Annotated in this window: 21 protein-coding genes; 1 reads left to right on the plus strand and 20 read right to left on the minus strand. The window is 36.3% G+C overall.

Annotation, left to right across the window (positions count from 1 at the left end; translation table 11 throughout):
* Positions 1-165 precede the first annotated feature (165 nt).
* The 5 genes from rseP to murA form a co-directional block, all read right to left on the minus strand.
* The gene (gene rseP, locus ENH66_01635; GenBank protein ID HDZ54382.1) at positions 166-1,251 is read right to left on the minus strand and encodes an RIP metalloprotease RseP; all 1,086 of its coding nucleotides are present in this window, start codon (positions 1,249-1,251) and stop codon (positions 166-168) included.
* 31 nt (positions 1,252-1,282) lie between these two features.
* Positions 1,283-1,843: a ribosome recycling factor gene (locus tag ENH66_01640; protein HDZ54383.1), complete on the minus strand. Its 561-nt coding sequence runs from the start codon at positions 1,841-1,843 to the stop codon at positions 1,283-1,285.
* A gap of 361 nt (positions 1,844-2,204) precedes the next feature.
* Positions 2,205-3,218: a DNA polymerase III subunit gene (locus ENH66_01645; protein HDZ54384.1), complete on the minus strand. Its 1,014-nt coding sequence runs from the start codon at positions 3,216-3,218 to the stop codon at positions 2,205-2,207.
* A 62-nt stretch (positions 3,219-3,280) separates the two neighbouring features.
* Entirely contained in the window at positions 3,281-4,288 is a 1,008-nt protein-coding gene (locus ENH66_01650) for a rod shape-determining protein (protein HDZ54385.1), read from the minus strand.
* 145 nt (positions 4,289-4,433) lie between these two features.
* Complete coding sequence (gene murA, locus ENH66_01655; protein HDZ54386.1) at positions 4,434-5,699, minus strand: UDP-N-acetylglucosamine 1-carboxyvinyltransferase; 1,266 nt, start codon at positions 5,697-5,699, stop codon at positions 4,434-4,436.
* Between the two features lie 338 nt (positions 5,700-6,037).
* Here murA and ENH66_01660 point away from each other — a divergent pair, with 338 nt between their 5' ends.
* Positions 6,038-7,435, plus strand: a complete 1,398-nt coding sequence (locus ENH66_01660) for a hypothetical protein (protein ID HDZ54387.1) — start codon at positions 6,038-6,040, stop codon at positions 7,433-7,435.
* A gap of 72 nt (positions 7,436-7,507) precedes the next feature.
* Here ENH66_01660 and ENH66_01665 read toward each other — a convergent pair whose 3' ends face one another.
* The 15 genes from ENH66_01665 to mnmA form a co-directional block, all read right to left on the minus strand.
* Positions 7,508-8,206, minus strand: coding sequence for a Dna2/Cas4 domain-containing protein (locus ENH66_01665; protein HDZ54388.1), 699 nt, complete (start codon positions 8,204-8,206; stop codon positions 7,508-7,510).
* 436 nt (positions 8,207-8,642) lie between these two features.
* Positions 8,643-9,194: a 30S ribosomal protein S9 gene (locus ENH66_01670; GenBank protein HDZ54389.1), complete on the minus strand. Its 552-nt coding sequence runs from the start codon at positions 9,192-9,194 to the stop codon at positions 8,643-8,645.
* A gap of 1 nt (position 9,195) precedes the next feature.
* Positions 9,196-9,555 carry a 50S ribosomal protein L13 gene (gene rplM, locus ENH66_01675; GenBank protein HDZ54390.1) on the minus strand — a complete coding sequence of 120 codons (360 nt, stop codon included), beginning with the start codon at positions 9,553-9,555 and terminating at the stop codon, positions 9,196-9,198.
* Position 9,556: 1 nt separating this feature from the next.
* Positions 9,557-9,907 (minus strand): 50S ribosomal protein L17, encoded by a 351-nt coding sequence (locus tag ENH66_01680; protein ID HDZ54391.1) that lies wholly within the window; start codon positions 9,905-9,907, stop codon positions 9,557-9,559.
* A 90-nt stretch (positions 9,908-9,997) separates the two neighbouring features.
* Positions 9,998-10,930 carry a DNA-directed RNA polymerase subunit alpha gene (locus tag ENH66_01685; protein ID HDZ54392.1) on the minus strand — a complete coding sequence of 311 codons (933 nt, stop codon included), beginning with the start codon at positions 10,928-10,930 and terminating at the stop codon, positions 9,998-10,000.
* 154 nt (positions 10,931-11,084) lie between these two features.
* A complete protein-coding gene (locus tag ENH66_01690; GenBank protein HDZ54393.1) occupies positions 11,085-11,711 on the minus strand; it encodes a 30S ribosomal protein S4 in 627 nt (208 codons plus the stop codon).
* An 87-nt stretch (positions 11,712-11,798) separates the two neighbouring features.
* Positions 11,799-12,251, minus strand: a complete 453-nt coding sequence (locus tag ENH66_01695; protein HDZ54394.1) for a 30S ribosomal protein S11 — start codon at positions 12,249-12,251, stop codon at positions 11,799-11,801.
* A gap of 13 nt (positions 12,252-12,264) precedes the next feature.
* Positions 12,265-12,654 (minus strand): 30S ribosomal protein S13, encoded by a 390-nt coding sequence (locus tag ENH66_01700; GenBank protein HDZ54395.1) that lies wholly within the window; start codon positions 12,652-12,654, stop codon positions 12,265-12,267.
* A 123-nt stretch (positions 12,655-12,777) separates the two neighbouring features.
* Positions 12,778-12,891 (minus strand): 50S ribosomal protein L36, encoded by a 114-nt coding sequence (locus tag ENH66_01705; protein ID HDZ54396.1) that lies wholly within the window; start codon positions 12,889-12,891, stop codon positions 12,778-12,780.
* A 133-nt stretch (positions 12,892-13,024) separates the two neighbouring features.
* Positions 13,025-13,240 carry a translation initiation factor IF-1 gene (locus tag ENH66_01710; protein HDZ54397.1) on the minus strand — a complete coding sequence of 72 codons (216 nt, stop codon included), beginning with the start codon at positions 13,238-13,240 and terminating at the stop codon, positions 13,025-13,027.
* Positions 13,241-13,395: 155 nt separating this feature from the next.
* Positions 13,396-14,670, minus strand: a complete 1,275-nt coding sequence (locus ENH66_01715; protein ID HDZ54398.1) for a hypothetical protein — start codon at positions 14,668-14,670, stop codon at positions 13,396-13,398.
* 228 nt (positions 14,671-14,898) lie between these two features.
* The gene (locus tag ENH66_01720) at positions 14,899-16,077 is read right to left on the minus strand and encodes a hypothetical protein (protein HDZ54399.1); all 1,179 of its coding nucleotides are present in this window, start codon (positions 16,075-16,077) and stop codon (positions 14,899-14,901) included.
* Between the two features lie 78 nt (positions 16,078-16,155).
* Positions 16,156-17,961 (minus strand): alanine--tRNA ligase, encoded by a 1,806-nt coding sequence (locus ENH66_01725; protein HDZ54400.1) that lies wholly within the window; start codon positions 17,959-17,961, stop codon positions 16,156-16,158.
* 208 nt (positions 17,962-18,169) lie between these two features.
* Positions 18,170-18,436 (minus strand): hypothetical protein, encoded by a 267-nt coding sequence (locus ENH66_01730; protein ID HDZ54401.1) that lies wholly within the window; start codon positions 18,434-18,436, stop codon positions 18,170-18,172.
* Positions 18,437-18,688: 252 nt separating this feature from the next.
* A complete protein-coding gene (gene mnmA / locus ENH66_01735) occupies positions 18,689-19,924 on the minus strand; it encodes a tRNA 2-thiouridine(34) synthase MnmA (GenBank protein HDZ54402.1) in 1,236 nt (411 codons plus the stop codon).
* Positions 19,925-19,942: the final 18 nt, after the last annotated feature.

Below are 19,942 nucleotides of genomic sequence, written 5' to 3' on the forward strand. Positions count from 1 at the left end.
GGAAATTGACCCCGCTCCTATGCCTATTGAGATACGAATGAAACAAAAAAATGAATTAGACTTAAATTCCTATCATTAATCGTCCACCTCAAGTTTTAGGGGCGGGGTCATATTTCCGAACGTTTACTTTGAGACTTCGTTGCCGAACGATTCACTTACCTTTAGTTAAAATAGTCTTTGGATATCTCGGAAAGTGACAAATATGATCATAGCAATTAATAGAAAGAAAAATAAAGCGGTAATGTTTTGTTCAATTTTTTGAGAAATTGGTTTTCTTCTGACTGCTTCAATTACTAAAAAGGCAAGCTTTCCGCCATCTAAAGCGGGAATGGGTAAGATATTGAAAACAGCAAGATAAACTGAGATTACGGCTACAAATCTTAGAAAATAACTTGTTCCAAGTTGAGCCATCTGGTTAAATAAACCAAAAATTCCCACCGGCCCCATTATACGAGTGCCAGGAGGAAGTCCTTCTCCGGTAATTACACTCTTTAAAAGCAAACCAAAGCTCTTCGTTATAACTATCGTCAGATCTGCTGTAGCTAAAATTCCTCGAAAAGGGGCTTGATACCAGGGATAAGTTATTGTTGCCGTTCTAGCTAAATCTATTCCCATCGGTCCTTCTCCTTCTGGTGGTGAGTCTCGCGGAGTCAACTTTATTTCAGACGTTTCTTTTCCTCTCTGGATTGTTAAAGTAATCTCTTTCCCTAAGTTTAAAGCAGTAAAATTTTGCACTTCTTTTACCTTATCTATCGACAGCTGCTTGTCGCTGCTTTTCAAATATCTTATAGTGTCACCAATTTTTAATCCTGCCTTTTCGGCTGGTGAATTGGCTACAACTTGGGCAATTTGAACTTTAGGGTTAACTAAATTGTCATTAGCTTCATCTCCCACGATAGTTGCCATTCCGATAACCATCAATATACTTAAAATAACAAAAGCTACTATCCAAAAAACAACCACTCCCCCTATAATAATTAAAATTCTTTGCCAAATTGGTTTTGAACTAAAACTTCTAGGATCTTTAATATCTTTCTCTTCTCCGTAAAGTTTGACAAAAGCTCCAAGCGGTAAAAGGTTTAAAGAATAGATTGTTTCTCCAATTTTTTTTCCAAAAATTCGAGGAGGCAGCCCAATGCCAAATTCTTCAACCCTTACTCCAAAACGCCTAGCCATTATAAAATGGCCAAGCTCATGTAAAACGATTAGTCCAATAAGGCTAATAAAAGTGATAATGATTGTAAAAAACATTTCAATATAGTTATTTAACTGTGAAACCGTTTTAACCTTCCATTATTTCTTTTTTCTTTCTCTCCATCGTCTTTTCAACTTTTTCATTATATTCATCGATTAGTTCTTGAAGTTTATCTTTGCCGCGGAATTTATCATCCTCTCGAATCTCTCCTTCTCTAAATCCTGCTTGAATTTTATCCCAAGCTTCTTCCCGCCATCTCCTGATTGTTTTTTTTGCTTCCTCTTTTTTTGTTGATAAAATATTTAACAAGTTTTTCCGATATTCTCCGCTCAGCTGAGGAAAGGAAATTCGAATGAGGTCTTGATCAACAATCGGACTCACCCCTAATCCAGCCCGAGAGACCGCCTTTTCAATCGATTCTAAATAAGATTTATCCCAAGGTTGGATAATAAGCTGCCTGGAACCTGCCGAAAAAATTGAGGCCAGCTGTTTTAAGGGAAATTTTTGATTAAAACATTCGACCTCAATATCTTCAACTAAAGAAGGGGTAGCCCGGCCAGTCCGAATTTTCCCGACTTCTCTTTCTAAAAAAATAATCACCTTATCCAGCTCGGGCTTAATTTTGTCAATAATTTCTTGATAGGTCATCTTTTGTAATTTTCGGCCAATCTGGTGATGGATGGCCTTTACGCGGATTAACGCGGATCACTTTTCCGCGTTCTTCCGCTTCTATCCATGAAATACTCGCTTCCTTTTCCAACCAAAATAAGAGAGGACTACCGAATTACGTGGCTAGAAAGTACTCTTTAAATATAGCAGAATTTTTGTTCTCTGTCGAGCTGAATAAAATTAACCGGGGAAATGCTTGGCTTGCTTATTTACTTACTTAGCGTTTAGCAGAATATAGCAATGGCCTTGCGCTAGTATCTTAAATAGAAATTTCTTATTCTAACATAAAACCTACTTCGCCCCCAGCTTGAGGCGAGGTAGGTTTTATGTTAAATGTATTTTATATTTTTAACATTATCTGCTCCAAGGCTAATTTTAAATTAACGTTAGTTGAAGAAATTAAGAAATTTATTTTTTCAATGGAGTTAATGATTTGTTTAATTTGAGGAATAGAAGGATTATAACCAAAAGAAGATGAAATTTCTAACTCTGGAGGTAAACCAATTTTTATTCTCAAAATATCTCGAAAATATCTCAACCAGCTCTCTAAAATCTCTTTCGGGTCATGCTCTTGAGAAGCCAAAGTTTTTACATACTGAAAACGATCAGCTAACTCTAACTGGCTCATTTCAGCTATTTCTTTGATTGTCTTGTATGCTTTTTCTAATTTTTCTGGATTCTTAGAAAATTCCAAAGCCAAACCTGGCCTGCCAAAAGAAAGAGAAGATATCAATTCAATATTTGATGAAGAAATTTTGTGAGTTTTTAGATAATCTTTTATTTCAGATTTTGGTACTGGGAAAAATTTAATTGTCTGAACCCGGGAAAGAATAGTCGGTAAAAGCATTCTTGGGTGTTCTGTAAGTAAAAATAACAGAGAATTCTTCGACGGCTCCTCCAGGGTCTTTAAAAGACAGCTCTGAGCTTCTGAGTTCATTCTCTCTGCCTCTTCTAAGACTACAGCCTTAAAGAGAGAAGAATGAGGCCGGAAAGAAAGAAAATACTGAAGGTGTCTGATCTGAGAAATCTTAATTTCTTTTCCCTCGGATTTAATAAAAATTAAATCAGGGTGAATTTCTCTTTGAAATGCCTGGCATGACCAACACTTCTGACACCCCCCGCTACTTTTTGTGAAATTCGTTTGGCCGGATGAACTATTAGAAAAATGGCGGGGGTCTTCTTGACAATTAAGCAATCTAACAAATTCTTTAGCTATAACTCTTTTCCCTAAGTGAGACTGACCCCAAAAAAGATAAGCATGATTGAAACGATTAAGTTCGGCTGACTTTCTTAAAAATTGCCATTGTTTTTGATGCCCAATAATCGCCACGGATAAGGCACTAATTTTAATCACTAATCATCGCGAATAAGTTATTGATGAAGATTCGTGAATAAATTCGTGATTTCATTAGTGGTTTATTTTTTACTCATTATACTTTTTTTATAAAAATCTAAATTTTCCATGACTACGCCCGTTCCCTTGGCCACACAAAATAAAGGATGCTCGGCAATAAAACAAGGTACTCCGGTTGAATTCGCGATTAATTCGTCAATATTGCGAATCAACGCCCCTCCTCCCGAAACTATCATTCCTTTATCCATAATATCGGCTGAAAGTTCCGGAGGAGTTTCTTTTAAAACTTGTTTAATTATCTGAATAATTTCACTTAAAACATCGGAAATAGCTGAGGCTATCTCGTTAGATGAAATCTTAATTGTCCGGGGAAGACCCGCAATTAAGTCTCTACCGCGAATTTCAAAAACTTTTTCTTCTTTCTCGGACAAAGCAGTGCCAATTTTAATTTTTATTTCTTCGGCAGTTTGATCCCCAATGGCCAGATTGTATTTCTTTTTAATATAATTGGAAATGGCTAAATCCATCTTATCTCCAGCCACCCTTATTGAACTCCAAGTGACTATGCCTCCCAATGAAATTACCGCCACCTCGGTTGTCCCTCCTCCGATATCAATAATCAAATGGCCAGAACATGCATTAATAGGAATACCGGCCCCAATGGCGGCTAAAATTGGCTCTTTGGCTATGAAAACTTGCTTGGCGCCGGCTGCCAATCCTGCTTCAATTACTGCCCGTCTCTCAGTCGAACTTCCACCGGCTGGAATGGCAATCATTAACTCTGGCTTAAAGAAAGACAGCCTGCCTCCGGTTCTCTTGATGAAATATCTCAACATTGCCTGAGTTACTCGATAATCAGCAATAACCCCGTCTCTTAAGGGACGGTAAACTCTAATTGTATCAGGAGTGCGACCAATCATTTCTTTGGCTTCCAAACCAATGGCTAAAATTTTATTGTCGGCAATGGAAATAGCCACCACTGAAGGCTCATTTAAAACCACTCCCTTTTGAGGGATAAAAACTAAAGAATTACAGGTCCCAAGATCAATGCCGATTTTTTTGAAAAACATGTTTCTTCCTGAGCACCGAAGCACATAACGCTTTATGTACTCGATTGGTCAAGATTAAAAATAAAATATAAGAACCTATTTCATAGAACCTTGATTTCTCGTTTTGCTCAAAATTAAAAAATAAAAGATTTTTGGTTTTTAATTTTTAAGTGCTAACGCACTTGATATCGGCTCCTAATTTTTGGAGCTTTTCTTCTATTTTTTCGTAACCTCTATTTATCTGAAAAATATTTTCAATTGTCGTCTGACCTTTGGCGATTAAAGCAGCTGTAATGAGAGAAGCCCCTGCCCTTATGTCCCAGCTTTCAATCCTCAACCCAGAAAGAGGAGTTCTTCCAAACACAAAAGCTCGATGAGGATCAACAACCTCAATATCGGCTCCCATTTTCTTTAATTCCTGGGTAAAACTAAGTCTATTTTCATATAAAGGATCGTGGATCAGGCTTTTCCCTTCAGCTTGGGTAAGAAGCGACAAGACCATTGGCACCAGGTCGGTTGGAAATCCTGGATAGGGCAAAGCCTGGATCTTAACAGGTCTAAGTTTGGAAGAAGAACTAATCTGAATAAAATCTGAACCTTTTTTAAAATTAACTCCGATTTCCTCTAATTTTGCCAGGAAAATATCTAAATGAGAGGGGAGACAACCCCTTATTTCTATTTCCCCGGAGGTGATAGCCCCCATGATGACAAAAGTACCAGCTTCTAAAGGATCGGGTAGAATTCGATGAGAAGTACCTTTCAATTCTTTGACCCCTTCAATGAAAATGGTGTGAGTTCCTATTCCTTTTATTTGTGCGCCCATATTGTTAAGCATCTTTCCTAAGTCTTGAACCTGAGGTTCGGCCGCAGCCCCTTTAATCACTGTCTGCCCTTCGATTAAAACAGATGTCATCATTAAGTTCTCGGTGGCTGTCACGCTAAATTCTTTCAAAATAATCTCTGAGCTTTCTAATGTTTTCTTTTGAAAACAATAAAAATCACCTTCTTGGGAAATTTCCACTCCTAACTTTTTAAAAGCTTCCAGGTGAGTTGAAATAGGCCGAACTCCAATTCTATCTCCGCCGGGATGAGAGATTTTAAAATTATTAAATCTAGAAAGTAAACTGCCAATAAGTAAAACTGAAATCCGAGACTTACTCACTAAATTAAAATCCATTTTTTCTGGGTCAATATTGGCACCAGCTCTAATTTTGATTTCTCTTTCACCCTGCCAAGAAATTTCTACTCCAATTTGTTCTAAAATTTTCAAAAGAGAAAAAATATCTTGAACCAAAGGCAAATTATCAATCAGACATTCTTCCTTGGTCAATAAAGTTGCTGCCAAGCAGGCACCAGCTGCATTTTTATATCCTCCGATCTCTACTGTCCCTTCAAGCTTCTTCCCTCCTTGAATGATAAATTTTTTTGCCATACTCCGTAGGAAGTTAAATATTTTCAGTTGTTATTATATTTGACCATTGGATCATTGTATAATTCACGGTTTAAAAGATAATCTTGGATTTTCAGTAGAAAATATTTTGAAATGTCTATGTCCCAAGGAAATCTAATATTGAATGCACCATCTTGTCTTATCAACGAGAACCCTTTGATTTCCTGCGGGTACACGTAAAACATAATATTTTCTACGGGGCATAAAAAACTTCTTTTTTATCGTATCTCAAAATTATTCTTTTGACAAGCCCCGCCAAAGGCTATATTAACTAGTAAATATTAACTGGCAAAAAGAGCATCTTTTGCTAAAATTAAAACATGACCAAGCAAGCTAGGACAATTTTATTTGTTTCAATCACTGCTTTATTTTTCCTAATGGCTCCTCTAATAATTTTTTATTCTCAAGGGTATCGTTTTGACTTCAAAACTAAAAAAATTTTTCAAACGGGAGCTTTTTCTTTTAAGGCCTGGCCCCAAGAAGCCTGGATTTCAATTGATAATAAATTAGTGAAAAAAACTGACTTTTTCTTTGGTACCGTCTATATTGAAAATATTCTGCCCAAAGAATATAGAGTAAAAATTGAGAAAGAAGGTTATTTGCCATGGAAAAAAACCTTAGAGATAAAGGAAAAATGGGTAACAGAAAATAAAAATATTTTTTTAGTTCCAGAAAACCCTCGGTTCAATCTTTTAGAAGAGGGGGGTGATAACTTTTTCTTGTCCCCCGATGGAAAGAAAGGTATCTTGAAAAAAGACGAAAAAGATGGCTGGGCCCTGATTCTTCTTGATTTTGAGAAAAATATATCCTCTTCATTATTTCAAGAAAAAGACTTCTCAGAGAAAGATAAAAATACCGACTTCATTACACTAGAATGGTCATCAGATTCAAAAAGGTTTTTACTAAAAAATAAGGCAGGAAAAAATCAATATTTTGTTATTGAAGTAGAAAATGAGCCAAATATTTTTCCTTTAGATTTCTTGAGTATGAACTTGAGCGACGCTGTTTTCCACCCCCGAGACCCTCAGGTTATACTTTTAACCCAAAACCTAACGAAGGAAGACAATCTTTTCTCTGTTAATTACAAAGAAAAAAGTCTTTCTGGACCAATCTTGAGCGGTTTCTTAGCCCTTAAAGCTTTCGATAATAGTCTCTTTTGGTTAGACGAAGAAGGATTTCTCCGTCAATCTAATTTGTCGAGTAATGAAATTCGTCAATTGAACAAAAAACCTCTCTCTTTAAATCCTGACTCTCAATATGAATTATTCACTTTCGCTAATGATAAAATATTTCTTAAAGAAGACGACGACTTTTACTTTTTAAACCAAGACAGACAGTCGCTTGAAATGATTTCAGGAAGAATAAAAGGGGCGCGAATTTCTCCTGACTCAAAAAAGATAGTCTATTTTACCGATAACGAAATTTGGGTCTTATTTTTGGAAAATATCGAAGAACAACCTCGAAGGAAAAATGGGGAAAAACTGTTTTTAACCCGCTTCTCAGAAGAAATTGGAGATGCCTTCTGGTGGACGTCGCATTATTTAGTCTTTTCAGTTGGCGATAAAATTAAAATTACCGAGATTGATGACCGAGATAGAATAAATATCTATGATTTGGTTATATTTAAAAACCCGGAAATATTCTGGAATAAATACGATAAAAAACTATATGTTTTAAGTGAAGGAAAAATTTTTATTTCAGAGCAATTAATCCCCTAGGAATCATATTTATTCACCAACTAAAAAGCCGCGTTAGTACGCGGCTTTTTAGTTTTTTATTCAATAATATTATCAACTTTCCTTTGAGTTGAGCTGTTCAATCTTTCTCTTAAATCCTTCCCAGTTAACTTCTCCGCTTCCTGCCATTCGACATATCTCTTTAAACTGGCAATATCTACATTGCCAATTACTCGGCCAACTTTCCATTCTCGAGGGAACAATATTAGAATGAATTTTTGTTTTAAGGTTGGTTAGTCCGCTTAAAAGAGACTGAACCTGGGCTTTATCATAATCAACAACGAATTCTTTTAGCTCTTGAGTATCTTTGTTAACATAAAGCAATATCCCTTTTTTAATTTTAAAATAATGTAAATATAGTTGAATTTGATTAACGTTTTCTTCTTTCGGCTGCTGCAGATTTCTAAAAATTATACTATTCATGCTCTTAATATCGAGAACATGCAGCTCCTGACCGTCGCTAATTATGGCATCGGCTCTTCCTGAAATTAATTCTTGAGGAGGGATGTTTACCTCTGAAGCAACCACATGGATTTCTCTTATGCCGAGTAAGGGTTTCATAATGAGCTGATGAATATAATCACCATGATCAAACATTCTCAAAATCTTTGCTTCCATTTCTTTTCTGGGAGCGTTTTTAAATTTCAAAAAAGTTGCCCGGGGGCATCTTCCAGCATCTGTGATATAAAAATGATGCTGTTCTTTGTCTTTCTGTCTGTCTAAATAAAATTTATCAATGAGTTCTTTTAACATAGATCGACACTAATATACGAATTAATACCAATGATACTAATTTATGAATAACGAACATATGTCAAGGACGAAGGAGGTTCTCAAAGGCCACTTTCGGCATTGATGGCCTGTTCAAGGTAGCAAATCCGAGGTCGCCCGGAAATGCTCCTCGCAACTCAAGGCTTTCTGAGAGCCTTTCCATTTCTCTCCAATCATTCTGGAGCGAGGGTAAGCCCCTCAAAGAGCACCTCGGAGGCCGAGCAGGCATGGTTCGAGCGAATTATCTCTTCTGCCCCTGTGCCTCTTTTAAAGCGAGGCGACGGGTATTAAAGTAGCTTTCGCAGGCAGCTAAGCATGGTCTCTGAGCAAAGCGAGGAAGTCAGCTGTCGAGAACGCAGGCTGCCAAATCTCGCTGGGATTTGGACAGCCGGTACTTTATATACCGTTGCCGAGCGAATTATCTCTTTTGCCATTGTGGTGCGCGTCTGGCTCGTTTTAAGCCAAATTTCTTTCTCTCTCTCATGCGGGAATCACGAGTCAAAAAACCCGCTTTCCTTAGTCTTTTTCGGAAATTGGGATTAAATTTAACCAAAGCCCTAGCTGTAGCATGGCGCACAGCTTCTGCTTGAGCATGACAACCTCCTCCCCTTACCTTGACTAAAACTCGTAATCTATCGAGAGTATTCATTTTTCTTAAAGAAGACGAGGCAGTCTGCCAGTAATCTAATATAGGAAAATATTCTTGATATAATTTATCATTAACTAAAAATTTTTTCTCTCCTTTTGCAAAAAGTCTAGCCCGAGCCACTGCCGTCTTTCTTCTCCCTACTCCTGCCCAATATTTCTCAGATATTTCTTTTTCTAAAAAAGTCTTTTCAACCTTTTTTTTAGCTTTGACTTTAACCTTCTCTCTCTTTGTCTTCTCTTTTTTTGATTTGCTTGCTTTCTTTTTCTTAAGAGTTTTTTTGGATATTGCCTTTTCCTTAGTTGTTGAAGCGGTTTTGGACATTTTATTTAAATTTTAATTTCTTAATTATTTTGGCGCGTAATTTATTTTTAGGCAACATTCCCCAGACAGCTTTCCTTAAAATCTCTTTCGGGTTTTGTTGAAAAAGTTTTTTAAGGGGAGTTTCTTTTAATCCTCCCAGATAACCGGAGTGACGATAATATTTCTTTTGTTCAAGCTTTCTGCCGGTGAATCTGATTTTATCAACGTTTTTCACTACCACAAAATCACCCATGTCTTTGTGATATAAGAAATCTGGTTTATGTTTTCCTCGCAGTAAAACGGCTATTTCGGTAGATAAACGCCCCAAAACCTTGCCAGAGGCATCAATAGTATGAAGTTTAGAATTCATATTAGAAGCCATATTACTTAACTAATTCTATAATTGCCATTCTTGCTTTATCGCCCTTTCTTAAGCCAATTTTAACAATCCGGGTATATCCCCCCTTTCTATCTTTATATCTTGGGGCAATGTCTTCAACTAATTTTTTTACGACCTGAGGAGAAAAAAATCTTAATAGTAATCTTCGGGTATGGAGATCTCCTTTTCTTGCTTTGGTAATAAATTTTTCAACAATTCCTCGAAGCTCCTTGGCCCTAGCTTCAGTAGTTTTTATCTTTTCGTTCAATAAAAGAGCCCTCCCTAATCCTCTTAATAGGGCTTGCCGCTGATCCTTTTTACGTGAAAATTTCCTGCTTCGTTTGCGTTTATGCATACCGTCTCAGCATTTAAACGTCTAAGCATCTAAATATCTTTAATCTAAAGTTTGTTTAAATGTTAATATATTTAAATGTTTATATAAGTTTCATTTCAGTTTTAATTCCAGTTTTTTGAGCTTTCTCTTAATCTCTTTAACCCCTTTTTCTCCCATTCCTTCCAATTTAAGAAAGCTTTTTTCGCTCTTTTGCAGGATTCCTCCTATTGTCTTTATATTACTCTGCAATAAAGCATTTAAGGTTCTGGTGGAAAATTTTAAGTCTTCGACTTTGGTTCTAATCAAATCTTCCTTGACCGACAATTTTTTTTCTTTCTTCTCTGGAGAAGGAGGAATCTCTTTTTTAATGCTTTCAGAAAATAAAGAAAAATGCTTAATTAAAATCTCCGAAGCCTGATAGAAAGCTTCTTCGGGGGTAATGGTTCCATCCGTTTCAATCTCTAATTTTAATCTATCGAAATCGGTTCTCTCCCCTACTCGCATATTCTCGGTCTGATAACTTACCCTTCTAATAGGAGTGTAAATTGCATCTATGGGAATTATCCCTATTTCTAATTTTTCTTTTTTTCTCTTTTCTACCGGCTCATATTCTAATCCCCTTTCAATCTGGATCTCCATTTCGAAGTCTGCTTTTTTGTCTGTTAAAGTTGCGATATGACAATCTTTGTTTATTAATTCAACTTGAGAGGGAAATTTAAAATCAGAACCCTTTATTGTTTTTTCCCCTTTTATTTTTAAAGTGGCTTTTTGCGGCTCTGCAGTAAAAATCTTAAATCTTAGCTGTTTCAAATTCAACATTATATTCACGACATCCTCCAGAACTCCGGGGATAGTGGAGAATTCATGATGAACTCCTTTAATTTTCATTTGAGTTATGGCTGCTCCGGAAAGCGACGAGAGCAAGACTCTTCTGAAGACATTTCCTATTGTTACTCCATAACCAGGATAAAGAGCTTCAATTTCAAATAAGGCCCTATTTCTTTTCTTTTCGATTATTTTAGGAGAATGAGGCAAAGGAAGCATATTTTATTCGCTTCGTAAAAACGCAGATCAGACGCGGATCTTTATTGGTCCAATTTCATTGAACCTCTGCCGCAGATAAGACGCGGATCAAAATATCTGCGTGGGATCAGGGCAGTAGATCAGTGTTGAATCAACAGTTTTTGCGGAGCAAGAATTATCTTGAATAAAATTCGAAAATAGATGACACTTCAACTGGCAGATTAGCTTCTTCAAAGGTTGGTTCCCCAACTATCTGTCCTTCTAAATCTTGCTTATCAAGTTTTAACCAAGAAGGAGGTTGGTATTTTTTGATGGAAGACGTTAAGTTCTGAAAGATTTTTTTTTGTTTTTTCGGAGACAAAATTGTGATCTTGTCTCCTTTTCTGGTTTGATAAGACGGGCTTTTAACCTTTTTTCCGTTAACTGAAAAATAACCGTGATTAACAAGCTGCTTAGCCAGAGGCCTTGAACTAACGAAACCAAGTCGAAAAATTATATTATCTAACCGACTTTCTAACTTTTTGATTAAAAGATCAACCGTTTCTACTGTGCCCTTTTTCCTTAAAACTTCTTTCACATATTTTCTTAATTGTGCTTCTCTTAAATTATACCATGATTTAAGTCGCTGCTTTTCTCGTAATTCTCTACCGTATTCAGAAATGGGCGGTAGTCTTCTTTTACTCTTCCTACCTGGCGGATAGGGCCTTTTAATCATCGGACATTTTGGAGAAAAACATTTCTCACCTTTTAAAAAAAGTTTTTGCCCTAATCTTCGGCAAATTTTACATTTTTTATTAATCATAAAACGCGATACTAATATACAAATGCATACCAATTATACTAATAAACTTGTATCATTGGTTATGGTAATTAATTTTATTGACATCGATTATACTCTTCTGACCTTGGGTGGACGACAGCCGTTATGAGGAATAGGAGTAATATCTTTGATAGATTCTATTTCTAACCCACGGACGGATAAAGATCTAATAGCCGACTCCCGACCAGAGCCTATTCCCTTCACTAATATTTCTATTTTTTCTATGCCTAATTTTTGAGCTTTCTGGGATATGGCTTCGGCCACTTTAGAGGCAGCAAAAGGAGTGGATTTTTTTGTTCCCTTAAAACCGATGTTACCAGCCGAACTCCAAGCCAAAACCTTCCCTTCAAGATCAGTCAGGGTAATCAAAGTATTATTATAAGAAACGGAAATATAAACCCTGCCTTCGTCAATTCTTCTCTTGGGCTTAACTCTAACTTCTTTTCTTAAAGCTTCGTCAATCTTATCTCTCTCTTGTAATAGCTCTTTTTCAGTTTGTTTAATTATGCGTTTTTTTCCCATCTTTTTCTATTTATTACTTGGGTTCTAGTGATGACCTTTTGCCAGATCCTACAGTTTTTCTAACATTTCCTCTGACCGTCCGAGTGTTGGTTTTCGTCCGCTGCCCCCTAACCGGCAGGCCTTTGATGTGACGAATTCCCCGCCAGCAACTAATATCTTTTAATCTTTTAATATTCAAAAGCAGCTCTCTTCTTAATTCTCCTTCAATCTTATAATTCTTCTCAATAATTTCTTTAAGTCGACTGATCTCTTGAGAAGTTAGTTGTGAGGCTCTCTTTTGGGGGTCAATTTGGGCTTCGGTTAAAATTTTACGACTCAAAGAATTACCTATTCCATAGATATAAGTTAAAGCAATTTCTATTTGTTTTTTTTCGGGAATATTGACTCCGATAATCCGTGGCATATGCAAAAATAGTGAGCACCGAGCACATAGCTTGACTTTTCAAAATGAAATTAGATTTTAACAAGGGCGAGCAAAAACCAGATTATTGCTTAATAAAATACTATGTGCTCGGTTTCGCTCCGCTCAACCTTGACGTTGTTTATGTTTGGGATGTTTACAAACAATATAAACCCGGCCTTTACGCCTGACAACTTTGCAGTCTTTACAAATTTTTTTAACCGAAGGTCGAACTTTCATAAAAACTGACACTAATACACTAATTTAATACCAATGTCACTAATAATTATTCGTGTCGTTCGTGCTTAATCAGCCCTACGGGGAATCTCGCTATTTCTGAAGAAAGAGCGATCCAGCGTAAATTGGTGTCGCCTTATTTTCCCCGATAAACTATTCTTCCTTTTTCGTCATCATACGGAGAAATTTCTACTGTCACCCGATCACCGAGTAAAACTTTAATTCGATAGATTCTTAATTTTCCAGCCAAATGGGCCATGATTTCTTTTCCGTCATCTAACCTAACTCGGAAATGAGTATCGGGCAAAGTCTCTGTAACCCGTCCTTCTTTTTTGAGAACACCCTTTTTCATTAGTAATGATGAATAATAACGGATTATTTTAATTTAGTCAACCCCGTTACCGATCCTGGAGTACCTTATTAAACTTATAATGGCTTGAGCCGTTTAGATGACTTCGCCTTACGGCTTTCGAAAATCCACTATTTTTGACTGAGATTGATGTAAAGTTAACTCCTGTCAATCTCTTGTTTGATTTCTATCTTATGCGTGTCTTGAGGAACTCTTCTCGTCCAGAAGGGCCAAAGGTTTATATCTGATTTAGTGATTCGAGGGTCATTAGTCAAAAACTCTTTTGCTTCAGGCAATAATCTTCCAGCTAATTCTTTTTTGAGATAATCATCTGAAATTCCGAAATAAATTTTAGCTGAAGAATTCAATCTTAGGGTCATTTGTCCTTGTCTCGTATTAAAGCCTTGGAAAAAATAGTTGATTCTCAGGCTTTCTAAATGTATCTTTTGATCTTTTGATATTTGAGAAAGAATATATTCTTTAGTAAAATTTTCTAGATCCGATTGTTTAAATGTTAGGGCTGTGAAAGAAAGCCCTCCTTCGCCTACAAAGGAAGTTTTCTCGTCTCCAACTTTCGCTGAAAAAACCGGGGTTGAAAAATCTTTCGTTGAAGCTTCGTCTAATATAATGATTTCTTCAGAAACTTTATTCTCTAAAGAAATTTTAACAGCTGTCAATAGTTTTTCTCTCAAGATATTCTCGGCTTTATTGAGGTCTTTTTGGGTGACCTCAGGAACTTCTCCTTTAAAACCTCTTTCCATTGGTTCAAAAGACTTTCCATAAAAAGCAGTATAACGAACTGTTCCTGCGAATCCTGGGATAGAAAAGGTAGAAGGGCCAATATTATACTCTTCGCCTGGCTGGTCGGCTCGAATCTTTATATCAAGAAAACCAGGTTCCAGTTTTCCTCCTTTATAGATTCCGCCGGGAATAGTCACCCTTTCCAACGAACGGAATAATTCACCATTAGCTGAAATGAAACGAGTAGTAGCCACCAACACCTGAGGAGAAGTGGAATAAACATTATAAACCCGGATTATTCCCTCGGCCTTTATCTCTCTCAAGCCTTTACCTGAAGAAAAAAATTCTTGGACGATTGTCTGTTCTTTTTTAAAAATATCTCCTGGAATAGTATTTGTCAAAAACTCAACCTCTTCTGTCTCTGAGTTAATAATTACCCTTTCTTCAAAGTTTACTTCTTGAGTTTTTGGCCAAATTGTTATTTCTGCTTTCTGAAAAGTAAAATAAGAGAATATCCCCCCTAAAACCAAGAAAAAAATGAATGCTAAGAAAAATATCTTTAAAGATTTTCTGGGCCGGGGTTGAAGATATTTCCTGTCCCTGGTTTTTTTACCAGAGAAAGCTTTTCCCTCTATTTTTTCGGGAGGGATGATATCAAAAATTTTCTGAGAAGATGATTTAAACATTGGCATACCACGTAGGAAATTAAATATTTTCAGTTGTTATTATATTTAGACCTTGAACATCTTTATTAATTCTGGGGGAATTACAAGGAGGAGCGAAGCGACGACTGGTTTGCTTAATTATTGTTATTCATATAATCAAGGATTTCTGGAGAAAAAATACTGTAATTCATATGTCCCGAAGAAAACAGTTTTAAGTTTTCTGCTTCGCTTTATCCACGGAAACCCTCTTGTTTCCTACGGGGTATAACAAAGCAATAAAGATGGAATATATTGGATTGTGCTTATTATCTTTGCTCTATCCTCAATATTTTTCAAGTCTTTTGGTGAAATAAATTTTACCTGGGGCCGGTTTAAAAACGGTAAATCATCCCATTCCTCTCCGGCCAGAATTTCTTCTATTTCCGGCAACAAACTTCCTCCTCCAAAAAGAAGAATTGTTTGAGGAAGTATTTTCTCTTCCCCCCGAGAAATCTCTCGTAATTTAAGCTTTAAATTACTAAACCACGACCGACAGTCATAAAGTAGGATTTCGCTGATTCTTTTTCTTACTTCTTCGCTTAAAGTTCTCTGAGCATATCTAATCTTTAAATCTTCTGCTCGAATTTTGGTTATTCCTAAAATCTGCGACAGTTTCTGAGAGAAAATTTCTCCGCCCATCTCAAAACCGCTTAAAGTCTGAAGTTTACCCTCTTTCATTGAGACTATTTGGGTGAATTTTCCTCCGATATCCAAAAAAACGGCTGTAATTTTCTGGCTAGAAAATGCTAAACATAAATTCTCTGCTTCTGAAACTATTTTCAGCCTCTCTAAGCCTAGGTCTTTGGTTATTTTTTTAACATTTTCTAAATAATTTTTAGCTAAAAAGGTAAATAATATTCGGAAAACCAGATTTTGTCCAGAAATTCCCGTTAATTGATTAATCTGGTAGCCATCCATTTTCCTTTCCAGAATTTTAAAATCTATAAAATGAATGTCTTTGGGTAAAATGCCAGATTCCTGGAAAACTCCTTGGGAGACTTCTTGTTGAGTCTGATTAATAATTTTATGGTAAATTTCATCCTCTTCTTCTTGATCAATAATTTTCTTGGGGTTTTTTCTCTGAAAAGAATTCAGAACTATCTTTTCTTTCAAAATATTTCCCGGAAGTCTCCAAAGGATCAAGCATTCTTTCATTTCTGTTTTAGCTTGTTTTTTGGCCTGGCTGACTACTTCTAAAATAGCTTCCTTCATTACCTCTTTATCGAGATCTGCTCCGTCCTGAATGCCCAAACGATAGTATTCTTTTAAATCTGCTCCTAGAATAATATTTTTTTCTTTTTCTTTTGTAAAGATTAAAGATTTAATTGCCTCTGTTCCAATATCTAAGGCTAAAAATATTTCCTTTTTCTGTTTTAAGGCAGGGAAACCTATCATTAGTTTATTTTACCTCGTTAGTAATCTTAAATCTATTCTCAGATAAACAATAGAATGACAATTTCTAACGGGCTTTTGTTATAAAGCTTCATCTCCTATAATTGCTCGAATTCTTCTTACTCCTGCTCCGGCTGATTCTTCTTTGATAATCTTAAATTTTCCCAATTCTTGAGTCTGTGAAATATGAGGACCGGCGCAAATCTCCTTAGAAAAAACTCGCCCTGAAGGGTCCGAAGAATCACCAATTGAATAGATAGTTACTCTTTCTGGGTATTTTTCTTTAAAAAAAGCCAAAGCTCCTGATTCTATAGCCTGCTGATATTCGACTTCTTCTTGTCTGACGTCCAAATTCTCCTGGATTTTTTGGTTAATAAGATCTTCTACCTTCTTTTTTTCTTTTTCTGTCATTTTTGAGGAATGAGAAAAATCAAAACGAAGCCTTTGAGAAGTAATATCGGAGCCCATTTGTTTAACGTGTTTTCCTAAGATTTCTCTTAAGGCTTGGTGCAGCAAGTGCGTAGCAGTGTGCAATTTTGTTGCTTCATATGTGGCTTTTTTGCCAACGCCTCCAAACTTTTTCTCTGCCCCCGCCCTTGAAATTTCTTGGTGCTTTTCAAAGGCCTCTCTAAAACTTTTTTGGTCTACTTTCAAATTTTTCCCTTTGGCTAATTCCTCGGTTAATTCTAAAGGAAAGCCATATGTTTCAAAAAGCCAGAAAGCTTTCTCTCCTGGAATTATCTTTTTATTTTTAATCTGGGTGGTTTCTATTAATTTATCAAATTCTTTCAGGCCTTTTTCTAAGGTTCTATCGAATTTTTCTTCTTCGTTTTGAATTATAGTCAAAATATCAGCTTGCGAAGATTTAATCCCGGGATAAGTATCACCATAAATACTAATTACTTTTTTGGCTAAAGATATTAAAAAATTTTCAGGTAAATTCAGCAGTTTCCCGAACCTAATTGTCTTTCTCAGGACTCGACGCAGAATATAGCCTTCTTCAATATTAGAAGGAATGACCCCTTCTGAAGATAAAAAAACAGCGCCCTTAATGTGGTCAGCGACAATTCGATAGGCCCTTTGATTTGAGTTATAGGATTTAGACGTATTTTCTTCTATCTCTCTAATTATTGGTTCAAATAAATTAATTTCAAAGACTGAAGACTTTTTCTGAAGAACCACAGCTAGTCTCTCCAATCCCATGCCGGTATCAACTCCTTTTGTTTTCAGAGAAGTAAATTTTTTTTCTCTATCTTGGTAATATTCATTAAAAACCAAATTCCAGACTTCCAAAAAACGGCCGCAATCACAATTAGGACGACAACTTTTTCTCTTCTGGCAGGGTTTTTGAGTTATATCAAAATGAATTTCGGTAGTTGGACCGCAGGGACCTTCTTCGCCAGTCGGCCCCCAAAAATTATCTTCTCTACTGAACCCGGAAATTCTTTCTCTAGGAACACCTAATTTATGCCAAATTTCTTGAGATTCTTTGTCTTCGGGAATATTTCCATCGCCTCTAAAATAGGTCACCCATAAATTAACGGCCGGCAGCTCGTAGTCTTTGACTAAAAGCTCATGGGCAGATTCGATTGCCTCTTCTTTAAAGTAGTCTCTAAAACTAAAGTTTCCTAACATTTCAAAGAAAGTTAGATGAAAATCATCTCCCACCTCATCAATATCTGAAGTTCGAAAGCATTTCTGGCAAGAAGCAACTCTATTTCCCAAAGGAGAAGGTTTATCTAGATAATATTCCTTAAACTGCTGCATACCGGCTGTTGTCAATAAAACTGTCGGGTCGGAAGATAGAAGCGAGCTTGACGGAACTATAGTATGGCCACGTTTTGCAAAAAAATCTAAGAATTGTTTTCTTATTATAGATGAATCCATAAAAAATGAAGTCCTCCGCCAGAGCGAGGCGAAGAAGCCCCGCATAAGAACAAGTTCTATGCGGGGTAAAAGGACGTAATTCTGCCTGCCCCGTAGTGAGATTTCTTTACTACGGGACCTGCCTCGAAGTGAGATCTAGTGCCTATTTCGGGGTGTCCCTTTTTCTTAAAAAAATTCAAGAAGCTCTGACGAATTTCTGCTGAGGTCATTAAGATTTCTTTTTTTCTAAGAGAAACTTTTTCTCTTCAAATTCTCTTCTTTTTGATTCCAGGTCAGATAGCTCAATTAACAACTTAGCTAAACGTTTTCTAGCCAAAAAAACCTCACTGTCCAGTTTTCTGACTGTTGCCTTTTTTTGTTTAAGTTCTTCTTCCAGCTTTCCTTTTTCTCCTAGTCTATTTTCGATTTCTTTGCCTAATTTTATTAAGAACCTAGAGAATTCTTCTAATAATTGTTCTTTTGATGTCTCGACCATACCCCGTAGGAAATTAAATATTTTCAGTGGTTATTATATTTAGACTTTTTATCATCTCTATAATTATTGTTATTTATAAAAGCAAGGGTTTTTAAGGAAAAAATATTTGGATCTATATATGCTTCTAGGAAATCTGATCTTGAATGCTTTATTGCGCTGTATCAACGAAAACCCCTTTGTTTCCTACGGGGCATAATTAGAATCTACTTAAAGAATACCAAAGAAGTTTAATTTAAACAAGTATCTCTTGGTCTATATTTTTTTTATTATCCCGCCGCCCAAAAGCTCTTTTTCTCGATAAAACACAACTGATTGACCAAGGGTTATCGCTCTTTGGGGTTTTTTAAATTCTACCAAGACCTGCTTTTTATTTTTTATTCTTTGGTCTTTGATAATTGCCGGCATCATCTCTTGCCTATATCTGACTTTTGATTTTACTCTCAACGGTAGTTTTGGTTTTTTACCTGAAATCCAATGAACGTTTCCTGCTACTAGCTCTTTTTTGTATAAATCTCTTTCATTTTTAGTAACAACCAAAAAATTTCGCTTTAAATCTTTGTCTAAAACGAAGTATGGCCCACCGGGCAATCTAATTCCCCTTCTCTGGCCAATAGTATAGAAAGCCAGACCTTGATGCTGACCAATGATTTTTCGTTTAGCATCAATAATTTTGCTTGCCCTGTAGTGAGCTTGCTCTACTATGGGGCCTGGTTTTTGTTTTAGGTAGCGCTTTAAAAAATCATTGACTGTAGTTTGAATAAAGCATATCTCTTGAGATTCTGGTATATTTAGAACTGGCAATTTAAATTTCCTGGCCAAAGAAATTACTTCTTTTTTAGTCAAATTCTCCAGAGGAAACAAAATCTTTTTAAGTTGCTTCTGGGACAACTGCCATAAAAAATAAGATTGATCTTTTTCTTTGTCTTTAGCCCTTAATAATTTATAGATTTTGTTTTTTACTTGTAAGCCTGGGCCTTGGTCCCCCTCCGCGGTCTTGCTGCGAAAGACGGGGCGAAAACGGGTTTCCTGTTTCTTGACATAGTGACCGGTAGCCACATAATCAGCCCCTATGTCTAAAGCTTTTTCCAATAAAAGTCCGAATTTAATTTCTTTATTGCAAACCACACAAGGGTTTGGGGTAAAATTTTTCTTATGTTCTTTCAAAAAATAATTAACAATTCTCTTTTTAAACTCTTTTCCAAAATCTAAAACATAGAACGGAATGCCTAAAAGAAGGGCCACTCTCCTTGCTCTTTTTTCGGCCTCTGGAGAACAACACCTGTTCCACCTTTGCAAGACAGGATCACGCCAAAATCTCATAAAAACTCCTACTACTTCAAAACCAGCCTTTTTTAATATGGCTGTCGCCACGCTCGAATCTACTCCGCCAGACATAGCCACGAGAACTTTTTTCTTTTTTTTAAACCTTCCTGCTTGCCCCGCAGACCGAGCACTCAAGGCGTTGAGTGCTCGGTGCCGCGGGGACATTGCTATAATCACTTTTTT

It is taken from the genome of Candidatus Nealsonbacteria bacterium (assembly GCA_011050465.1).
Lineage (GTDB): Bacteria > Patescibacteriota > Minisyncoccia > Minisyncoccales > RBG-13-36-15 > RBG-13-36-15.